Genomic DNA, 15,737 nt, shown 5'->3' on the forward strand with positions numbered 1-15,737 from the left:
TAAGTCAGATTAGCGCAGCAAAATTTCCTGTGGCTAGTGCCCGGGCTGTATAAACTTCATGGACAGCGCCGTTGAAGTCCCCAAAATAGCTCCTGTAGCTACGTCTGTGGGGTAATGAACCCCAAGATACATTCTTGAATAACTTACAGAACCCGCCCATAAATAAGCAGGAGCTATCACATACCACTTGCTGTATACCTGCGACAAAGCAGTAGCTGTTGTAAAAGATGATGAGGCATGGCCTGAAGGAAAAGACGAGCTGCCAGGTTCGTAAACCGCTACAATCTGAACGCGTCCGTGAAATGGCCTTGGCCGGCGGACAATCCTTTTGATCACAGTAGTTACCAGCAGATTAACAGCCGAACTGCTGGCGATATAAAGGGAGTTCTGACGTGTTCCTTTATCATTTGCAATCACACCGCCTGCAAATACACCGGCAGGCACAGCAACGTTGACCAGGTTATTATATTTGGACAAAAACATAAAGATGTTTGTTTTCTCAGGAGTACGGTGCTGAGAAAGATCAATCATAATATGATTGTCTAATCGTTGTAAAGCGCGGCTTTCCTTGAATGGTATCCTGTTCTTTATTGTATCTATCTGCTGGGCAGACAGGATAGCTGGTATTACAGATAAAAAGAAGATCTGTAATACCAGTATATATTTTGTAGAAATTGTCATTTACGATATGCTGATATCTGATTTAGACCACGCTTCCTTCATTGCTCCCAAAAAGGTTTCTGGCGACTGTGCTCCCGAAACTGCGAGCTTTTGGTCAAAAACAAAAAACGGCACTCCATTGATACCTATCTGCTGCGCGATGTGTTCATCGGCCCGCACTTCATTGCTAAAGTCAAAACCGCTGAGCATCGTTTCTACAGCAAATTTCTCCAGTCCGGCGGCTGTTCCAACTTCAGTAAGTACGGTATGGTCATCGATGTTTTTGCCATCAATAAAATAAGCGATAAATAAAAGTTCCTCTATTTCGTTACCCAGGTCCATTGATTTGGCCAGTTGTATTAAACGGTGCGCATTAAATGAATTGGCTACCACAGCATTGCCGATGTTAAACCGGAGCCCAACTTCAGCAGCAACTTTACTGACATGATCGTTCATTTGAACCGCCCATTCCCTCGTTTGGCCCTTTTTCTGTGCAAGGTATTCCGCAGGGTCCAGATCAGGCCTGGTTTCTGCTTCAGGATCCAGCTCAAAACTATGCCATTCCACTACTACATTATCTTTATGAGCGAACTTTTCCAGTGCCAGCTCAAATTTCCTTTTCCCAATATAACAAAACGGGCATCTTACATCCGACCAAATATCTACTTTCATTGCTGTTAATTTAGTGTTTATACTAATATAAGTTTAAACAAGCAGGCAACGCAAATGTTTAACCTGCACCCTTACCCTAACGATACTGTTACCTAAGCAGGCTAAACAGTTACCTTAAATATCGTTGTTTGCAGGTAAGTTTCGCCCGGAGCTAAAACAGTTTTTGGGAAAGCAGGTATATTGACACTATTGGGGGCATGCTGCGTCTCGATACAAAATGCTTCAAATTTCTTGTAGTCCCTTCCTCCTTTTCCATGAGCTACATTCAGGTACTTTGCTGTGTAGAAATGTGCAACAGGTTCTGTGGTGTACACTTCCAGTTTCAGGCCCGAAGTTCTTTCGGTAGTTTCCGAAGCCAGTCCCATCTGTCCGTAAGGTTTATCCAGTACATAAGTCTGGTCATATCCCTCTTCAGGGTCCCAATCCTGCCCGATTGCTTTTCCCCCGAGAAAATCATGTATTGTCCCTTCTCCAGGCAACACCTTCCCGGTAACGATGTAGTCGTTGTCCTGCTCCAGGTATTTGCTGGCAGTCATCCGGTGATGGTGTTCAGCTACATTCCCGCCTTGCCTGGCCAGATTGAAATATGTATGATGGGTAAGATTAATGGCTGTAGCAGCATCGCTCACCGCGTGGTAATCCAGGATCAGTTCATCTTCATCAGTCAATTTAAAGCTCAGCTGTACAGTTAAATTGCCTGGAAAATTCTCCTCGCCCGCAGGGCTGATATATTGTAAGGTTAAACTGGGATCGATAGTGGGCAGTATATCCCATACCTTTTTATCAAATCCGTTTTCTCCGCCATGTAGGCTTTGTGTAAGCTGATATTCAGATCCGCCGATCTGGAATTTACCATCCTTAATACGGTTGGCATAACGTCCTATTACAGCGCCCAGATAGGGGTATTCTGACAAATAATCTTCATTGAGGTACCCGTCAATATCATCAAATCCGAGCACAATATCCTGATCTTCACCATGAGCGTTCTTTACAATAAAACTGCTCACAATGGCACCATAATTATATATCTTTACTTTACTCCCGCGGGTATTGGTCAGCTCTACAGCGAAAACTTCTTTTCCATCAATAATTTTTCCTGTACTAATTTGATTTTCTCTCATAAAACGTATATTGGTGCTCTTTAATACTTAAACAATACTACAAATAATACAGGCAATATTATAGCCCGCATAACAACTTAACCAGATATTTAACAATCGATAACTGAAATTGATTAACATACTTTAGATATAATTATCGTCATCATCTAACGCTAAAAGATAACCGTATCCCTTAAACAATTTTTATCCAGTACATTATAACTTTATGAAAGACGAATTAGCCAATAAATTTTTTGAGACTTACGGACATCAGCCAGAAGCAACATATTTTACCCCCGGCCGTGTAAACCTGATCGGCGAACATATCGATTATAACGGGGGACTCGTATTTCCCTGCGCAATTACCCTGGGAACCTGGCTTGCCCTTGCCCCCAATAACGACCGTACGATCCGTTTCAAGAGTTTAAATTTTCCTGAAGAAGCAGAAATCCCATTGGAATCATCTTATACTAAGGATGGCAGCGGCTGGTACAATTATCCGCTTGGTGTATTCAACGAGATCCTTAAGAATTTCCAGATCCCTGTGGGGTTCGATCTGCTGTACACCGGTAACATCCCAATTGGTTCGGGATTGTCCTCTTCTGCATCTATAGAAGTGGTTACAGCATATGCCCTTACGGCTTACCTTGAACTGGACTATGACCGCCTGGCACTGGTGAAAATGTCAAAAAGGGTTGAGAATGATTTCATCGGGCTCAACAGCGGGATTATGGATCAGTTTGCTGTGGCCTTTGGCGAGAAAGATAAAGCCATCGTACTGAACTGTGATACCCTTGAATATAAAATCGTAGACTGCGACCTGGGCGACCATGTGCTGACCATCATTAACACCAAAAAACCACGTGGACTGGCAGAATCAAAATACAACGAAAGGGTATCTGAATGCCAGGCCGCGCTGGCAGCACTAAATACGGAGGTTAAAATCAGCAATCTTTGTGAGCTTACACCGGATAAATTTGCCCTTCACAGCCATCTCATTACGGATGAAACCATTCTGAAACGTGCAACCCACGTGATCCATGAAAACGAGCGCGTAAGTTTGGCGGCCAAAGCATTGAGCGAAGGCAAGCTGGAAGAATTTGGCACCTTAATGTATGCCTCGCACCAGTCATTGAAAGATCTTTACGAAGTGAGCGGACTGGAATTGGATACCGTAGTGGATTTCTGTGCGGATTATGCAGACGTTACCGGGGCACGGATGACCGGTGCTGGTTTTGGTGGGTGTGCCATTGCGATCTTAAAGAAAGATGCTGTGGAAGACTTCACCGAAAAACTGACTGCCTACTATCAGGAGCGCGTTGGTTATGCCTGTGAAGTATATGTAAGCAAAATTGGTAACGGAGCAACCACAATTTAATTCTATTTTTGCGTTATGCAAAAACTAAAGACAACTGATTTAAACCGCGTAGGTATAGAAGAATTCAGGGAGCAGGATAAGCTACCGGTAGTTGTGATCCTGGATAATGTCAGGAGTATGAACAATGTGGGATCCGCTTTCAGGACTGCGGACGGATTTGCAATTGAAAAAATCATCCTCTGTGGTATTACCGCACAGCCCCCGCACCGGGAAATTGAAAAGACTGCGATCGGCGCCACGCAATCAGTAGCCTGGGAGCATTACGACGATACGCTGGATGCGATCAGGGATCTAAGGAAGGATGGGTATCAAATCATTGCGATAGAACAGGCCGTGGACAGCATTATGCTGAATACTTTCAAACCTGAAACGGATCAGAAATACGCACTGATCTTTGGAAATGAAGTGAATGGCGTGAGTGATGAGGTGATGGCAGAGATCGACAAATGTATTGAGATCCCTCAGTTCGGCACCAAACATTCTTTTAATATCGTGATCTCGGCAGGGATTGTGCTCTGGGATTTTTACGCGAAACTGAGATTGTAATCATATAAAAAAGCACCAGGAAATCCCGGTGCTTTTTTGGTTAATACTTAATGTGAAGGTAATACTATATGTTACGCATAAGGAATGCCGTCTTTTGTTGCAAGCCTGCTTGATCCCATCAGGTACTCATCTACTTTTCTTGCTGCTTCCCTTCCTTCAGAGATCGCCCATACTACTAAAGATTGTCCCCTTCTCATATCTCCCGCTGCAAAAATCTTTGCAATGTTAGTCTGGAATTTGCCCTCTTCTGCTTTCACGTTTCCGCGTGCATCAAGTTCAACACCCAGCTTTTCGATCAGGCCTTCTTTCTGAGGATGAAGGAAACCCATCGCTAGCAAGATCAGTTGACAAGGAAGTTCACGCTCAGTACCGGCAACTTCTTTGAAGTTTAATGGCCTGCCCGAAGGATCAATTTCCCATTCTACATCCACTACCAGGATACCTTTAAGATTGCCTTCGGCATCTTTGATAAATTCTTTGGTGTTTACGCCCCATGCCCTTTCACAACCTTCTTCATGAGAAGTAGTTACTTTAAGCAAGGTAGGGAATGTTGGCCATGGCATATTTGACGTGCGTGCAGTGCCTGGTTTTGGCATGATCTCAAACTGCATGACAGAACGTGCACCCTGACGGTTGGATGTTCCCACACAGTCAGATCCTGTATCACCGCCACCAATCACGATTACATCTTTTCCTGTAGCGGTAATCGCTTCATGATCAAAGTCAATGTTTGCTACACGTTTATTTTGCTGTTTCAGGAAGTCCATGGCAAAATGAACACCTTTTGCTTCACGTCCTTTTGCAGGAAGATCACGCGGAACGGTAGATCCGCCAGCCAGAACGATCGACTGGAAATCTCTCAGCAGTGTATTCAGTTCAACGTTAACACCTACATTAGAGTTGCATTTAAACTCGATGCCTTCTTTTTCCATCAGGGCAACCCTTCTGCTTACTACATCTTTCTGTAGTTTAAAATCAGGAATACCGTAGTTTAAAAGTCCGCCTGGTCTGTCGTCGCGTTCGTAAACTGTTACTTCGTGCCCTGCTTTGTTCAGCTGTGCAGCTGCTGCAAGTCCTGCAGGTCCGGAGCCAATTACAGCCACCTTTTTACCCGTACGGATCAGTGGTGGTTCTGCTTTGATATATCCTTTTGCAAAAGCAATTTCAATGATATGTTTCTCGATTTCCTCGATGGATACAGGAGATTTGTTGATACCCAGTACGCAGGCCGACTCACATGGTGCCGGACAAATCCTGCCTGTAAATTCAGGGAAGTTGTTGGTGCTCAATAAAATGCTTGATGCCAGCTCCCATTCTCCTTTATAGACGGCTTCGTTAAACTCAGGAATAACATTTCCCAGCGGGCAGCCCGACTGGCAAAATGGAACGCCGCAATCCATACAACGTGCACCTTCCTGTTTGATCTGCTCCTGCTCAAAAGCAACCACAAATTCATTGTAGTGTTTTAAACGAGCCTGAGGATCTTGTTTTGCAGGAGAAGTTCTCTCATATTCTAAAAATCCGGTTACTTTTCCCATTATTATGATGTTTTAACTTTATTGCTTCTTTTTAATAAAACTGCTTTGTATTCTTTAGGGAATACCTTGATGAAATGTGCCGACTGAGTTGCCCAGTCGCTTAAGATAAACTCTGCTAACTTACTTTTGGTTAGCTGAATATGTTTTCTCAGTAAGCTGTTGATGCGTAACTCATCTTCCTCGTTTAAGGGATCCAGGTCAACCATCTCTTTGTTGCACTTGTTAGGGAAATCGCCATTTACATCATAAACCCAGGCAATACCACCGCTCATACCAGCTGCAAAGTTGCTGCCTGTATTTCCGAGTACCAGTACCTCACCACCAGTCATGTACTCACAACCGTGATCGCCCAGTCCTTCGATAACTGCTGTTGCACCAGAGTTCCTTACCGCGAAGCGTTCTCCTGCCAATCCTCTGGCAAAAAGTTCTCCTGAAGTAGCTCCGTACAGGGCCACGTTACCGATGATGATATTTTGCTCAGGTACATAGCTCACCTCTTTAAAAGGATAGATCGAAATACGTGCTCCTGATAAACCTTTACCTACATAGTCATTTCCTTCACCTTCAAGTTCAAGGGAAATTCCTCTGGCGGCAAAACCACCGAAGCTTTGTCCCGCAGAACCATGGAATTTGAAGTTGATCGTATCTGCAGGTAATCCTACACCTTTATATATTTTAGATACTTCATTTGATAACATTGTACCGATTGCGCGGTCAGTGTTCTTCACTTCGAAAGTCTGGAATACAGGTTCTTTATTTAACAGTGCAGGTTGAGCAGCTGCAATCAGCTGGTGGTCCAGTACATTGTCTATACCATGGTCCTGTGATTCTGTATTGTACAAGCTTACACCGGTATCCGGAGCTTTGTATAAGATCGCTGAAAGGTCGATGTTTTTTAGTTTCCAGTGCTCATCTGCAATTGAACGCATTTGTAAAGCATCAGCCTGTCCAACCATTTCTTCAATCGTTCTGAAACCAAGTTCTGCCATGATCTCGCGCAGTTCTTCTGCAAGGAAGCGGAAGAGATTTACTACGTGGTCAGGATCGCCGGTAAACAGTTTTCTCAGTTCAGGATCTTGTGTGGCTACACCAACCGGACAAGTGTTCAGATGGCATTTACGCATCATGATACAGCCTGCGGTTACCAGGGCTGCTGTTGCCACACCCCATTCTTCGGCTCCTAACAAAGCAGCGATAGCGATATCCCTTCCTGTTTTCAGCTGACCGTCACCCTGAAGTACCACCCTGCTGCGCAGACGGTTTTTCACTAAGGTCTGATGTGCTTCTGCCAGTCCGAGTTCCCACGGCAAACCAGCGTGCTGTACAGAGGTTAAAGGAGATGCTCCTGTACCGCCGTCAAAGCCTGAGATCAGGATTACATCGGCATGTGCTTTCGCCACACCGGCTGCAATGGTACCTACACCTGCTTTAGAAACCAGTTTCACGTTGATACGTGCTGCACGGTTTGCATTTTTAAGGTCGAAGATCAGCTGTGCCAAATCCTCGATCGAATAAATATCATGGTGCGGAGGAGGAGAAATTAAACCTACTCCCGGAGTTGCGTGACGTGTTTTAGCGATCCAGTCGTCAACCTTATGGCCCGGCAGCTGTCCGCCTTCACCTGGTTTTGCACCTTGTGCCATTTTGATCTGCAATTCATCAGCATTGGTCAGGTAGTTGCTGGTTACGCCGAAACGTGCAGAAGCAATCTGCTTGATTGCCGAACGCATGGAATCACCATTCTCCATCGTTTCAAACCTCAATTCATCTTCACCACCTTCACCGGTATTGCTTTTTCCGCCGATGCGGTTCATCGCGATAGCCAGTGTAGAGTGTGCTTCGTGTGAGATTGAGCCGAAAGACATCGCTCCTGTAGCAAAACGTTTTAATATTGATTCAGAAGATTCTACTTCCTGCAAAGGAACAGAAGGGCGGTTATAACTAAACTCAAATAAACCACGGATCGTGAAGGCCTGTTTGCCCTGCTCATTTACCAGTTTACTGTATTGTTTAAAGATATTGTAATCATTTTTACGTGTTGCGTTCTGCAACAAGTGGATCGTTTGCGGGTTAAACAAATGTTGCTCACCTTTTCTTCTCCATTTATAGTTACCACCAGTAGGAAGTATTGCATCAGGACGTGTGTGCGCACCAAATACACGGTTATGTTTGATCAGTGTTTCACGGGCAATTTCATCGAGGCCTAAACCACCGATACGGGAAACCGCTCCGGTAAAGTAATTGTCAACCACATTTTTGTGGATACCCAATATTTCAAAGATCTGTGCACCATGGTAAGACTGCAGTGTAGAAATCCCCATTTTAGAGAAGATCTTCAGCAGGCCACTGTTGATTGCATAGATATAGTTCTGAATTAATTTTTCCGCAGTAACACCTGCCTCTTTGTCCATACCGGAAATTGTTTCCAATGCCAGGTAAGGGTTCACAGCAGTTGCACCAAATCCGATCAGTGTAGCGAAGTGGTGTACTTCCCAAACATCACCTGCTTCTACAACCAGTCCTACCGCACCACGGTATCCTTTGCGGATCAAATGGTGGTGAACAGCCGAAACTGCAAGTAAAGAAGGAATAGCAGCATGTTCTGAATCCAGCGCACGGTCAGACAATACGATCACCTGGAAACCATCTTCCACAGCATCTACTGCGTAGCGGCAAAGGCGGTCCAGACCTTTTGCAAGTGAACCTGGTTTGGCGTCTGCACGGAAGTAGGTCTGCAGAGTTTTAGACTGGAATACACCAGTATCGATACTGCGTACTTTCTCCAGTTCGAGGTTAGTGAGTATCGGATGTTTGATTCCCACACAATGACAGTGCATTGCATTTTCTTCAAGCAGGTTACCATTGTTACCCATAAATCCTGCAAGGCTCATCACCACCTTTTCCCTGATCGGGTCAATTGGCGGATTGGTTACCTGTGCAAATAACTGTTTAAAGTACGAAGAAAGGTGCTGAGGTTTCTGTGATAAGATAGCCAGAGGGATATCTGTACCCATCGATCCGATCGCTTCCTTGCCTTCCAGTGCCATTGGTTTTAATACCAGGTCGATATCTTCTCTGGTATAACCAAATACCTGGTGGTACTTAAAGATGGATTCCTGAGAAAGGCCTGTAAACACAACCCTTGGGTCAGAGAGTTCTTCCAGACGGATCTGGTATTGATTGATCCAGTCGCCATAAGGACGGCTGCTGCACACTCTGTTTTTAATTTCTACATCACTGATGATACGGCCTTCTTCCATATCTACCACAAACATTTTTCCAGGTGTTAATCTGCCTTTCTCAATGATCTGGCTCTGGTCAAGTGCCAGAACACCAGATTCAGAGGCCATAATTACACGGTCGTCTTTTGTAATGGCATAACGTGCCGGGCGTAAACCATTCCTGTCAAGCGTACCGCCGATGATATTTCCATCAGTAAATGCGATTGCGGCTGGTCCGTCCCATGGCTCCATTAAGGTAGCATGGTATTTATAGAATGCAGCTTTCAGTTCATCCATGTCATCGTTACCGTCCCATGCTTCAGGGATCAGCATCATCATTACATGCGGCAATGAACGGCCGGAGTGCATCAGTAATTCTACTACGTTATCCAGACAGCCGGAATCTGACTGTGTTTCATCGATAAACGGCAGCAGCATGTTTAATTCTTCGGTAGTAAAGTAGCTCGAAGCAAAAGAGCGTACACTTGCACGGAACCAGTTCAGGTTACCCTGTAAGGTATTGATCTCGCCATTGTGGGCGATATAACGGAATGGCTGAGCCAAACGCCATGAAGGGAAAGTATTGGTTGCAAACCTGGAGTGCACCAGACCAAAAGCAGACACTACCCTTTTATCACTGAGTTCAGTGAAATAGGTGCGTACCTGCATAGAGGTAAGCTGTCCTTTATATACTATAGTACGTGAAGAGAAAGAAGCGATATAAAAATCGCCTTTAATGCCCTTTACGGTATTAAGAATCGTTTTAGTAAGATAATTCTTAAGCACATATAACTTGCGTTCAAAATCAGCTCCTGCAGCGATATTATCCGGACGGCCGATAAATACCTGTTCCATTTCAGGCTCTACAGACAGTGCCATATTACCAATATCTTCTGGATTGGTATTTACCTTTCTAAAACCTAAAACTTCAAGGTTCAGCTTTTCAGCAACACGGTAAACGATCTCCCTGCATTCTTCTCTTGCTCTTACGTCTTTTGGAAGGAACAACATTCCTACCCCGTAGTCGCCCGACTGATTTAGGCTAAATCCTATTTTAAGGCACTCATCATATAAAAATTCGTGTGGAACCTGGATCATAATACCAGCACCATCGCCCGTATTAATTTCAGCACCAACAGCACCCCGGTGGTCAAGTTTCTCTAAAATAGTAATGGCATCAGAAATAATTTGCTGGGATTTTCTTCCTTTCACGTGAGCAACAAAACCAATACCGCAGGCATCGTGTTCAAAGCTTGAGTTATATAAGCCTTGATTCTCTTCTATTTGTTCCATATCTTAATGTATTCGAAACACTAAGATAATCAAAATGTTCTCAAATTGTTAAATTCACAATTTTTTTATGAAAAATAAAGAATTGTGTAACGATCAGAGCTTAACTTTAACACTTTGATAATATATGGCTATCAAAATTATCAAATACATAAGCATCTTATTTAGATTGGTTTTTAATTAGGGCAATATACCCCCCCGATCCGCAGAGTTATTTGTAGTAGGTCCTCTTATATATAGTAAACTTACATAAATTATCTGAAAAACCGCCTTTACACGGTCAATTGGGATTGTTTGTCCAAATGCTGTGCAAACACGAAATAATTAATTTTTATTAAAATACAATCCGCTAAATTTCAATCCATTATCACAAAAAGTACAAATAATAGCTAAAAATTGTTGTTTAGACTTTTGTAGAACCAATTCTATTGCTACATTTGCAGTGGGCAAGTCCTTTACGATCAGCTCCCTTTGAACTCCCCCAGGGCGGGAACGAAGCAAGGGTAGAAGGTTGTAGCGGTGCGATAAAGGTTGCTTGCCCATTTTTTATTTTTTCCAGATTGACTATGCTTTCATTGCACAATCTTCCGTTCAGAGTATACGCCGATTTATTCCGCAGTTTATTTTTCCTTAAATTATATAATCATGAAATTTTTCATTGACACGGCTAACCTTGATCAAATCAAAGAGGCGCAGGACCTTGGTATCTTAGATGGTGTAACTACTAATCCCAGCCTTATGGCTAAAGAAGGTATCACCGGCGAACAAAACGTAATCAATCATTACAAAGCAATTTGTGCTATCGTTGATGATAAGGTGAGTGCTGAAGTGATCTCTACTACTTACGAAGAAATTATTAAAGAAGGTGAAGCTTTAGCTGCTCTTGACGCTAAGATCGTTGTTAAAGTTCCGATGATCAAAGATGGTGTTAAGGCGATCAAATATTTCACATCAAAAGGTATCAGAACAAACTGTACTTTGATTTTCTCTGCTGGGCAGGCATTATTGGCTGCGAAAGCTGGTGCAACTTATGTTTCTCCGTTCCTTGGCCGTTTAGATGATATCGGTTCTGAAGGTTTAACACTGATCGAAGATATCCGTTTGATTTTTGATAACTACGGATACCCAACTGAAATTCTTGCTGCTTCTATCCGCGGACCATTGCATATCATCAGCTGTGCTAAATTAGGTGCTGATGTAATGACCGGACCATTAACAGCAATTTTAGGTTTATTGAAACACCCATTAACTGACAGTGGCCTGGCTACTTTCCTTGCTGACCATAAAAAAGCAGCAGAAGCAGCAGTTAAAGGATAATCATATATTTGATTCTGTTTGGAGTTAATGAAAACGGGCCTGAGTATTCAGGCCCGTTTTTCATTTATATTGCTTTTCCAGGGGATTCGCTGTTTGTTATCAGATTTATCTTATTGTATTTGAGATCTGATATGATCAAATTATATTACTACAATCTGAGCTGATCAATCTCCCGTTGCCGACCTGGATTAAGCTTTTGCTTCAAGTACAGCTTTTACTTTATCGTAATCGATCTGCTCATCAGGAGCGATCAGAATGCCCTTCACTCCTGCCCCGTTTGCCGCTTCTACATCTCTTGGCTTGTCACCAATCATAACAGATAAAGCAGGATCAATATCATATTCAGCAATCGCTTCCAGCAACATTCCTGATTTTGGTTTTCTGCATTCGCATTCTCCAGATACCGTTGGATGGTGCGGACAGTAATATGCATGGATAATCTCCGCTCCCTGCTCCTCAAATTTATTGAACAGTAATTCGTGCATCTCTGCCAGTGTTTCTTCTGTATAACGTTTTAATGCGATTCCTCCCTGGTTTGTGATCACTACCAGCAGGTATCCTTCGTCAAAAAATCTTTTTAATGGGGGAATTTGATATTCCAGGACTTCAAAATCTTCAAGTCTGGTGATATAATCGTGAATCTCGTGGTTGAGTACACCATCACGGTCTAAAAATATGGCTTTGTTCATTCGTTCGTATTTGCCCCAAATATCAAAATATAATTTAATGCATAGCAAGAGTTGGAACAATTATTCAGGAAAAAGATCAGTTTTACGATTTTAAGCATAAAAAACTAATTGTCATAAAGAATCTTTAGGGGCTGAAAATGCCGTTTTCCGGTTGAATTTAACGTTTATTTAACACGAAATGCAATTAATCAGGCTTAGGATCAGGGGACTATAAGTTACGCCACATTTTTATTTGCAGTATATGGATTGTACTCCTATATTTGCATCACTTTAAAAGGAAACGCTTAGAGTAATTCTGAAAAGAATGATGATTCCGTAGCTCAGCTGGTAGAGCATTACACTTTTAATGTAGTGGTCCTGGGTTCGAATCCCAGCGGGATCACACCAAAGACTATCAAAATGTATAAAACCCTGCAATCGCAAGATTAGCAGGGTTTTTGCTTTTACGGAATTGCCAAAAATCGCACGAATTCACAAAACTTTGGTGAGTGATTCGGTGAGTAAGGCAGAACGGTTAAAATTGACTCACCGAATTGTACATAATCATTTATTGTACAGGTTGTTATAAACTGAACATCTTGTAGGGATTTAGTCGCAAAGCTATATTTGTTTAACTAAAATCGAGAGATTATGAAGACCAATTTTAGCCTGCTTTTCTATCTGAAAAAGCGAAAGAACTATGTGAACGGAAATGTTCCGATCTACATGAGGATTACCGTAGAGGGAAACCGTGCAGAAATCGCCACCAATCGGGACTGCGATCCCAAGCGATGGAACGCCAAGGGTGGCAGAGCTATCGGCTCAAAAGAAGAGATCAAGGTGTTGAACACCCATCTTGACCAATTGCAGAATGCCGTGTATTATGCCCATCAACGTGTTTTCGATATGGGGCTGCCTATTACTGCCGATGCCATCAAATCAAGTTATCTAGGTACGCTTATTAATTCACATACCCTATTGGAAGCGGTTGCCGATCATAATTTAAAGATGGAACAGCTTGTAGGTAAAGATTATGTACGTGGCACATTGAACCGTTATAAAGTTCTGGAAAGACACCTGAAGGTTTTTATCCCTTTGAAATATGGTGTAGCCGATATGGACATTAGAACTATCGACCAGGCATTTCTGAATGGATTTGATCATTATCTAAGGTCTGACAAGAACTGTGCGAACAATTATGTGGTAAGAACATTAAAAATCTTGGAAAGATCCTTCGCATCTGTATGGAAAATGAATGGATAGACAAATCTCCATTTACAGCTTATAAAGGCAAAACAAAGAATGTTGATCGCTTTTATCTGAACAAGGAGGAATTGGCTAATATCGCGGGAAAAGAGTTTTTATCGGAGAGATTGAAGCAGGTGAGAGATGTTTTTATTTTCTGTTGTTTTACTGGTTTGGCTTATGTCGATGTCTTCAAACTGAAACAGGAGAATATCAGAAAGGGAATTGATGGCGACCGATGGATCTTTACCAATAGGCAGAAAACCAAAACAAGATCGTCGGTTCCGCTACTGTCAACAGCTGTTGAGATTGTCGACAGGTACGCAACCAACAAAGTTTGCCTTAATAAAGGCTTGCTTCTTCCAGTTCCCAGCAACCAAAAGATGAACGAATACCTGAAGGAGATTGCCGACCTCTGCGGAATTGAGAAAAAACTCACCTCGCATATTGCCCGCCATACCTTTGCCACTACCGTTACGCTATTGAATGGTGTACCAATAGAAAGCGTATCGAAGATGCTCGGACATACGAACATCAGGACTACCCAGCATTACGCGAAGATTTTGGATATCAAGGTAAGCGAGGATATGGCAGTGCTAAAGAAAAAGTTAGCTATGATATAAATCAATAAATTTAATAATCACAGTCAACTGACAAATATTTAAAAATATTAGGCATTAACTCCTGTTTTGATTAGATTTGTAGGATGTTAAAGGAATTGAACAAAAGAGTAATCGTTGTGCACTGGAAAAGATTTGCCAGTACAGATATCGATGTGTTTTCAAGTCTGAAAGGATTTTGCGACAGCTACCCAACCTATAACTATCATACATTGAACAACTATCTTTCGAAAAAAAAGGTTCCATTCGAAAACGATGAGATCAAGATTGAAAGACATCCATTGATACAAAAGGTCAGAAGACCAGACCTTCCAAAGGTACTGTTCTGGGACTTTGATTTCGAAAAACTGGATTGGAGCAGGAGTTACAAAACCGTTATCGAACGGGTGCTTGATAAAGGCAATACAATGGATTGGGAGGAGATGATCAGGTTTTATGGTAGGGAGAACGTAATCCGAGCCCTCAAAGAAGACATCACCTATCTTTCTGATATGACCATGGAGACCGTTTGTAAATATTTTCAGTTGAGCAAAGAAAAACTCAGATGTTACACAAAGAAACAGTTACACCAGGGACACTGGATCTAATCCAGACACTGATGCAAGACCATCAGTTCAATTCCTTTTACCTTGTAGGTGGTACCGCACTATCTTTAAGGATCGGACACAGGGAATCCATAGATATCGACCTTTTCAGCTCTTCGGATTTTGATGGTGATGGACTCGCTGTACATTTAAGGAACACCTATGGTGCGGATATAAAACGCCACAAGGGCAATTATGTAAGTGGTAGCATTGGCGAAGTTGATTTTGATTTTATCTCGCACAAGTATCCATCTATCAGACCAATAGAAACCATTGAAGGAATACGGATGATGTCCAACCAGGATATATCGGCCATGAAGATCAATGCAATTGTGAATAGCGGGCAAAGGATCAAGGATTTTATCGATATGCATTACCTGTTAATGGAAATGCCTTTGACTGAAATATTGGATTACTACTGCCAGAAATACCCAAATGTCGATCCCAACACCGCTAAGTCATCCCTAATGTACTATAACGATATCGACTTTAATGTTCCCGTAAAACTGATGGATGGAAAGCTAAAATGGCAGGATGTGCAGAAAAGTATTTCAAAGGCGGTACGTGAATATACACGTGTATTAGAAAGCAGGGAATTATACCGTAAGCTTCAGGAAACAAAAAATAACCAGAAAAATGACCGTGGCAGAGGGATGGGTCGCTAGATTTACACAAATAACAGGGATAGGTTATCACGAAATATTATAACCTATCTTAAGGTACCAAATTGGCACCTTAAGATATGAAGGCATTTTAATTTTCTCATGATTTGCTCAAAGAAAAATAAGTTGGAGTTGATAGAGTGGGAGTTTCGGCAAAACTGACCCTATCATTCCGCAATTAAACTGACGTTCTATTCCGCTCCAAATTGACCCCTCTGTTTCGGTGCAAACTGACC

At 42.5% G+C, this 15,737-nt stretch carries 13 protein-coding genes, 1 tRNA gene and 1 other RNA gene; 9 read left to right on the forward strand and 6 right to left on the reverse strand.

All coding sequences use genetic code 11. From position 1 onward, the window contains the following. Window positions 1–33: 33 nt before the first annotated feature. The 3 genes from FN831_RS22315 to FN831_RS22325 all read right to left on the reverse strand — a co-directional run bounded on the left by FN831_RS22315 (window position 34) and on the right by FN831_RS22325 (window position 2,453). Complete coding sequence (locus FN831_RS22315) at window positions 34–681, reverse strand: phosphatase PAP2 family protein (RefSeq protein ID WP_142530413.1); 648 nt, start codon at window positions 679–681, stop codon at window positions 34–36. Then, entirely contained in the window at window positions 682–1,332 is a 651-nt protein-coding gene (locus FN831_RS22320; RefSeq protein ID WP_142530414.1) for a DsbA family oxidoreductase, read from the reverse strand. Between the two features lie 101 nt (window positions 1,333–1,433). Continuing rightward, a complete protein-coding gene (locus FN831_RS22325; RefSeq protein WP_142530415.1) occupies window positions 1,434–2,453 on the reverse strand; it encodes an aldose epimerase family protein in 1,020 nt (339 codons plus the stop codon). 205 nt (window positions 2,454–2,658) lie between these two features. Between FN831_RS22325 and FN831_RS22330 the strand changes: the two genes are divergently transcribed. Further along, complete coding sequence (locus FN831_RS22330; RefSeq protein WP_142530416.1) at window positions 2,659–3,810, forward strand: galactokinase; 1,152 nt, start codon at window positions 2,659–2,661, stop codon at window positions 3,808–3,810. A 15-nt stretch (window positions 3,811–3,825) separates the two neighbouring features. After that, window positions 3,826–4,356 carry an RNA methyltransferase gene (locus FN831_RS22335; RefSeq protein ID WP_142530417.1) on the forward strand — a complete coding sequence of 177 codons (531 nt, stop codon included), beginning with the start codon at window positions 3,826–3,828 and terminating at the stop codon, window positions 4,354–4,356. A gap of 71 nt (window positions 4,357–4,427) precedes the next feature. Here the strand turns inward: FN831_RS22335 and FN831_RS22340 are convergent, their stop codons facing one another. Both FN831_RS22340 and gltB read right to left on the reverse strand, forming a co-directional pair. Next, window positions 4,428–5,894, reverse strand: a complete 1,467-nt coding sequence (locus tag FN831_RS22340) for a glutamate synthase subunit beta (RefSeq protein WP_142530418.1) — start codon at window positions 5,892–5,894, stop codon at window positions 4,428–4,430. A 2-nt stretch (window positions 5,895–5,896) separates the two neighbouring features. Next, a complete protein-coding gene (gltB, locus tag FN831_RS22345) occupies window positions 5,897–10,408 on the reverse strand; it encodes a glutamate synthase large subunit (protein ID WP_142530419.1) in 4,512 nt (1,503 codons plus the stop codon). Window positions 10,409–10,849: 441 nt separating this feature from the next. Here gltB and ffs point away from each other — a divergent pair. Both ffs and fsa read left to right on the forward strand, forming a co-directional pair. Further along, window positions 10,850–10,949, forward strand: an RNA gene (gene ffs / locus FN831_RS22350) — signal recognition particle sRNA small type. Window positions 10,950–11,050: 101 nt separating this feature from the next. Next, window positions 11,051–11,722, forward strand: a complete 672-nt coding sequence (gene fsa, locus FN831_RS22355; RefSeq protein ID WP_142530420.1) for a fructose-6-phosphate aldolase — start codon at window positions 11,051–11,053, stop codon at window positions 11,720–11,722. Between the two features lie 188 nt (window positions 11,723–11,910). On the opposite strand, the gene FN831_RS22360 is transcribed toward fsa, so the two are convergent. Beyond that, complete coding sequence (locus FN831_RS22360) at window positions 11,911–12,411, reverse strand: D-glycero-alpha-D-manno-heptose-1,7-bisphosphate 7-phosphatase (RefSeq protein WP_142530421.1); 501 nt, start codon at window positions 12,409–12,411, stop codon at window positions 11,911–11,913. 309 nt (window positions 12,412–12,720) lie between these two features. Here FN831_RS22360 and FN831_RS22365 point away from each other — a divergent pair. The 5 genes from FN831_RS22365 (at window position 12,721) to FN831_RS22380 (ending at window position 15,504) form a co-directional block, all read left to right on the forward strand. Next, window positions 12,721–12,793 (forward strand) — tRNA-Lys (locus FN831_RS22365). Between the two features lie 248 nt (window positions 12,794–13,041). Further along, on the forward strand, window positions 13,042–13,653 hold the full coding sequence (locus FN831_RS28350; protein ID WP_317132110.1) for a phage integrase SAM-like domain-containing protein: 612 nt from the start codon (window positions 13,042–13,044) through the stop codon (window positions 13,651–13,653). After that, window positions 13,635–14,258, forward strand: coding sequence for a site-specific integrase (locus FN831_RS28355; protein ID WP_317132111.1), 624 nt, complete (start codon window positions 13,635–13,637; stop codon window positions 14,256–14,258). The genes FN831_RS28350 and FN831_RS28355 overlap by 19 nt, the downstream gene beginning before the upstream one ends. Before the next feature lie 83 nt (window positions 14,259–14,341). Beyond that, on the forward strand, window positions 14,342–14,842 hold the full coding sequence (locus FN831_RS22375) for a DUF6922 domain-containing protein (protein WP_142530422.1): 501 nt from the start codon (window positions 14,342–14,344) through the stop codon (window positions 14,840–14,842). Next, window positions 14,800–15,504: a nucleotidyl transferase AbiEii/AbiGii toxin family protein gene (locus tag FN831_RS22380; protein WP_142530423.1), complete on the forward strand. Its 705-nt coding sequence runs from the start codon at window positions 14,800–14,802 to the stop codon at window positions 15,502–15,504. The genes FN831_RS22375 and FN831_RS22380 overlap by 43 nt, the downstream gene beginning before the upstream one ends. Window positions 15,505–15,737: the final 233 nt, after the last annotated feature.

It is taken from the genome of Pedobacter westerhofensis (assembly GCF_900182595.1).
Classification (GTDB): domain Bacteria; phylum Bacteroidota; class Bacteroidia; order Sphingobacteriales; family Sphingobacteriaceae; genus Pedobacter; species Pedobacter westerhofensis.

Bases quoted from the DNA above. Each gene is read 5' to 3' on its own strand.
- FN831_RS22375 (WP_142530422.1), top strand. From the start codon at position 14,342: ATGTTAAAGGAATTGAACAAAAGAGTAATCGTTGTGCACTGGAAAAGA.
- FN831_RS22315 (WP_142530413.1), bottom strand. From the start codon at position 681: ATGACAATTTCTACAAAATATATACTGGTATTACAGATCTTCTTTTTA.
- FN831_RS22380 (WP_142530423.1), top strand. From the start codon at position 14,800: ATGTTACACAAAGAAACAGTTACACCAGGGACACTGGATCTAATCCAG.
- fsa (WP_142530420.1), top strand. From the start codon at position 11,051: ATGAAATTTTTCATTGACACGGCTAACCTTGATCAAATCAAAGAGGCG.
- FN831_RS22320 (WP_142530414.1), bottom strand. From the start codon at position 1,332: ATGAAAGTAGATATTTGGTCGGATGTAAGATGCCCGTTTTGTTATATT.
- gltB (WP_142530419.1), bottom strand. From the start codon at position 10,408: ATGGAACAAATAGAAGAGAATCAAGGCTTATATAACTCAAGCTTTGAA.
- FN831_RS28350 (WP_317132110.1), top strand. From the start codon at position 13,042: ATGAAGACCAATTTTAGCCTGCTTTTCTATCTGAAAAAGCGAAAGAAC.
- FN831_RS22330 (WP_142530416.1), top strand. From the start codon at position 2,659: ATGAAAGACGAATTAGCCAATAAATTTTTTGAGACTTACGGACATCAG.
- FN831_RS22360 (WP_142530421.1), bottom strand. From the start codon at position 12,411: ATGAACAAAGCCATATTTTTAGACCGTGATGGTGTACTCAACCACGAG.
- FN831_RS28355 (WP_317132111.1), top strand. From the start codon at position 13,635: ATGGAAAATGAATGGATAGACAAATCTCCATTTACAGCTTATAAAGGC.
- FN831_RS22325 (WP_142530415.1), bottom strand. From the start codon at position 2,453: ATGAGAGAAAATCAAATTAGTACAGGAAAAATTATTGATGGAAAAGAA.
- FN831_RS22335 (WP_142530417.1), top strand. From the start codon at position 3,826: ATGCAAAAACTAAAGACAACTGATTTAAACCGCGTAGGTATAGAAGAA.
- FN831_RS22340 (WP_142530418.1), bottom strand. From the start codon at position 5,894: ATGGGAAAAGTAACCGGATTTTTAGAATATGAGAGAACTTCTCCTGCA.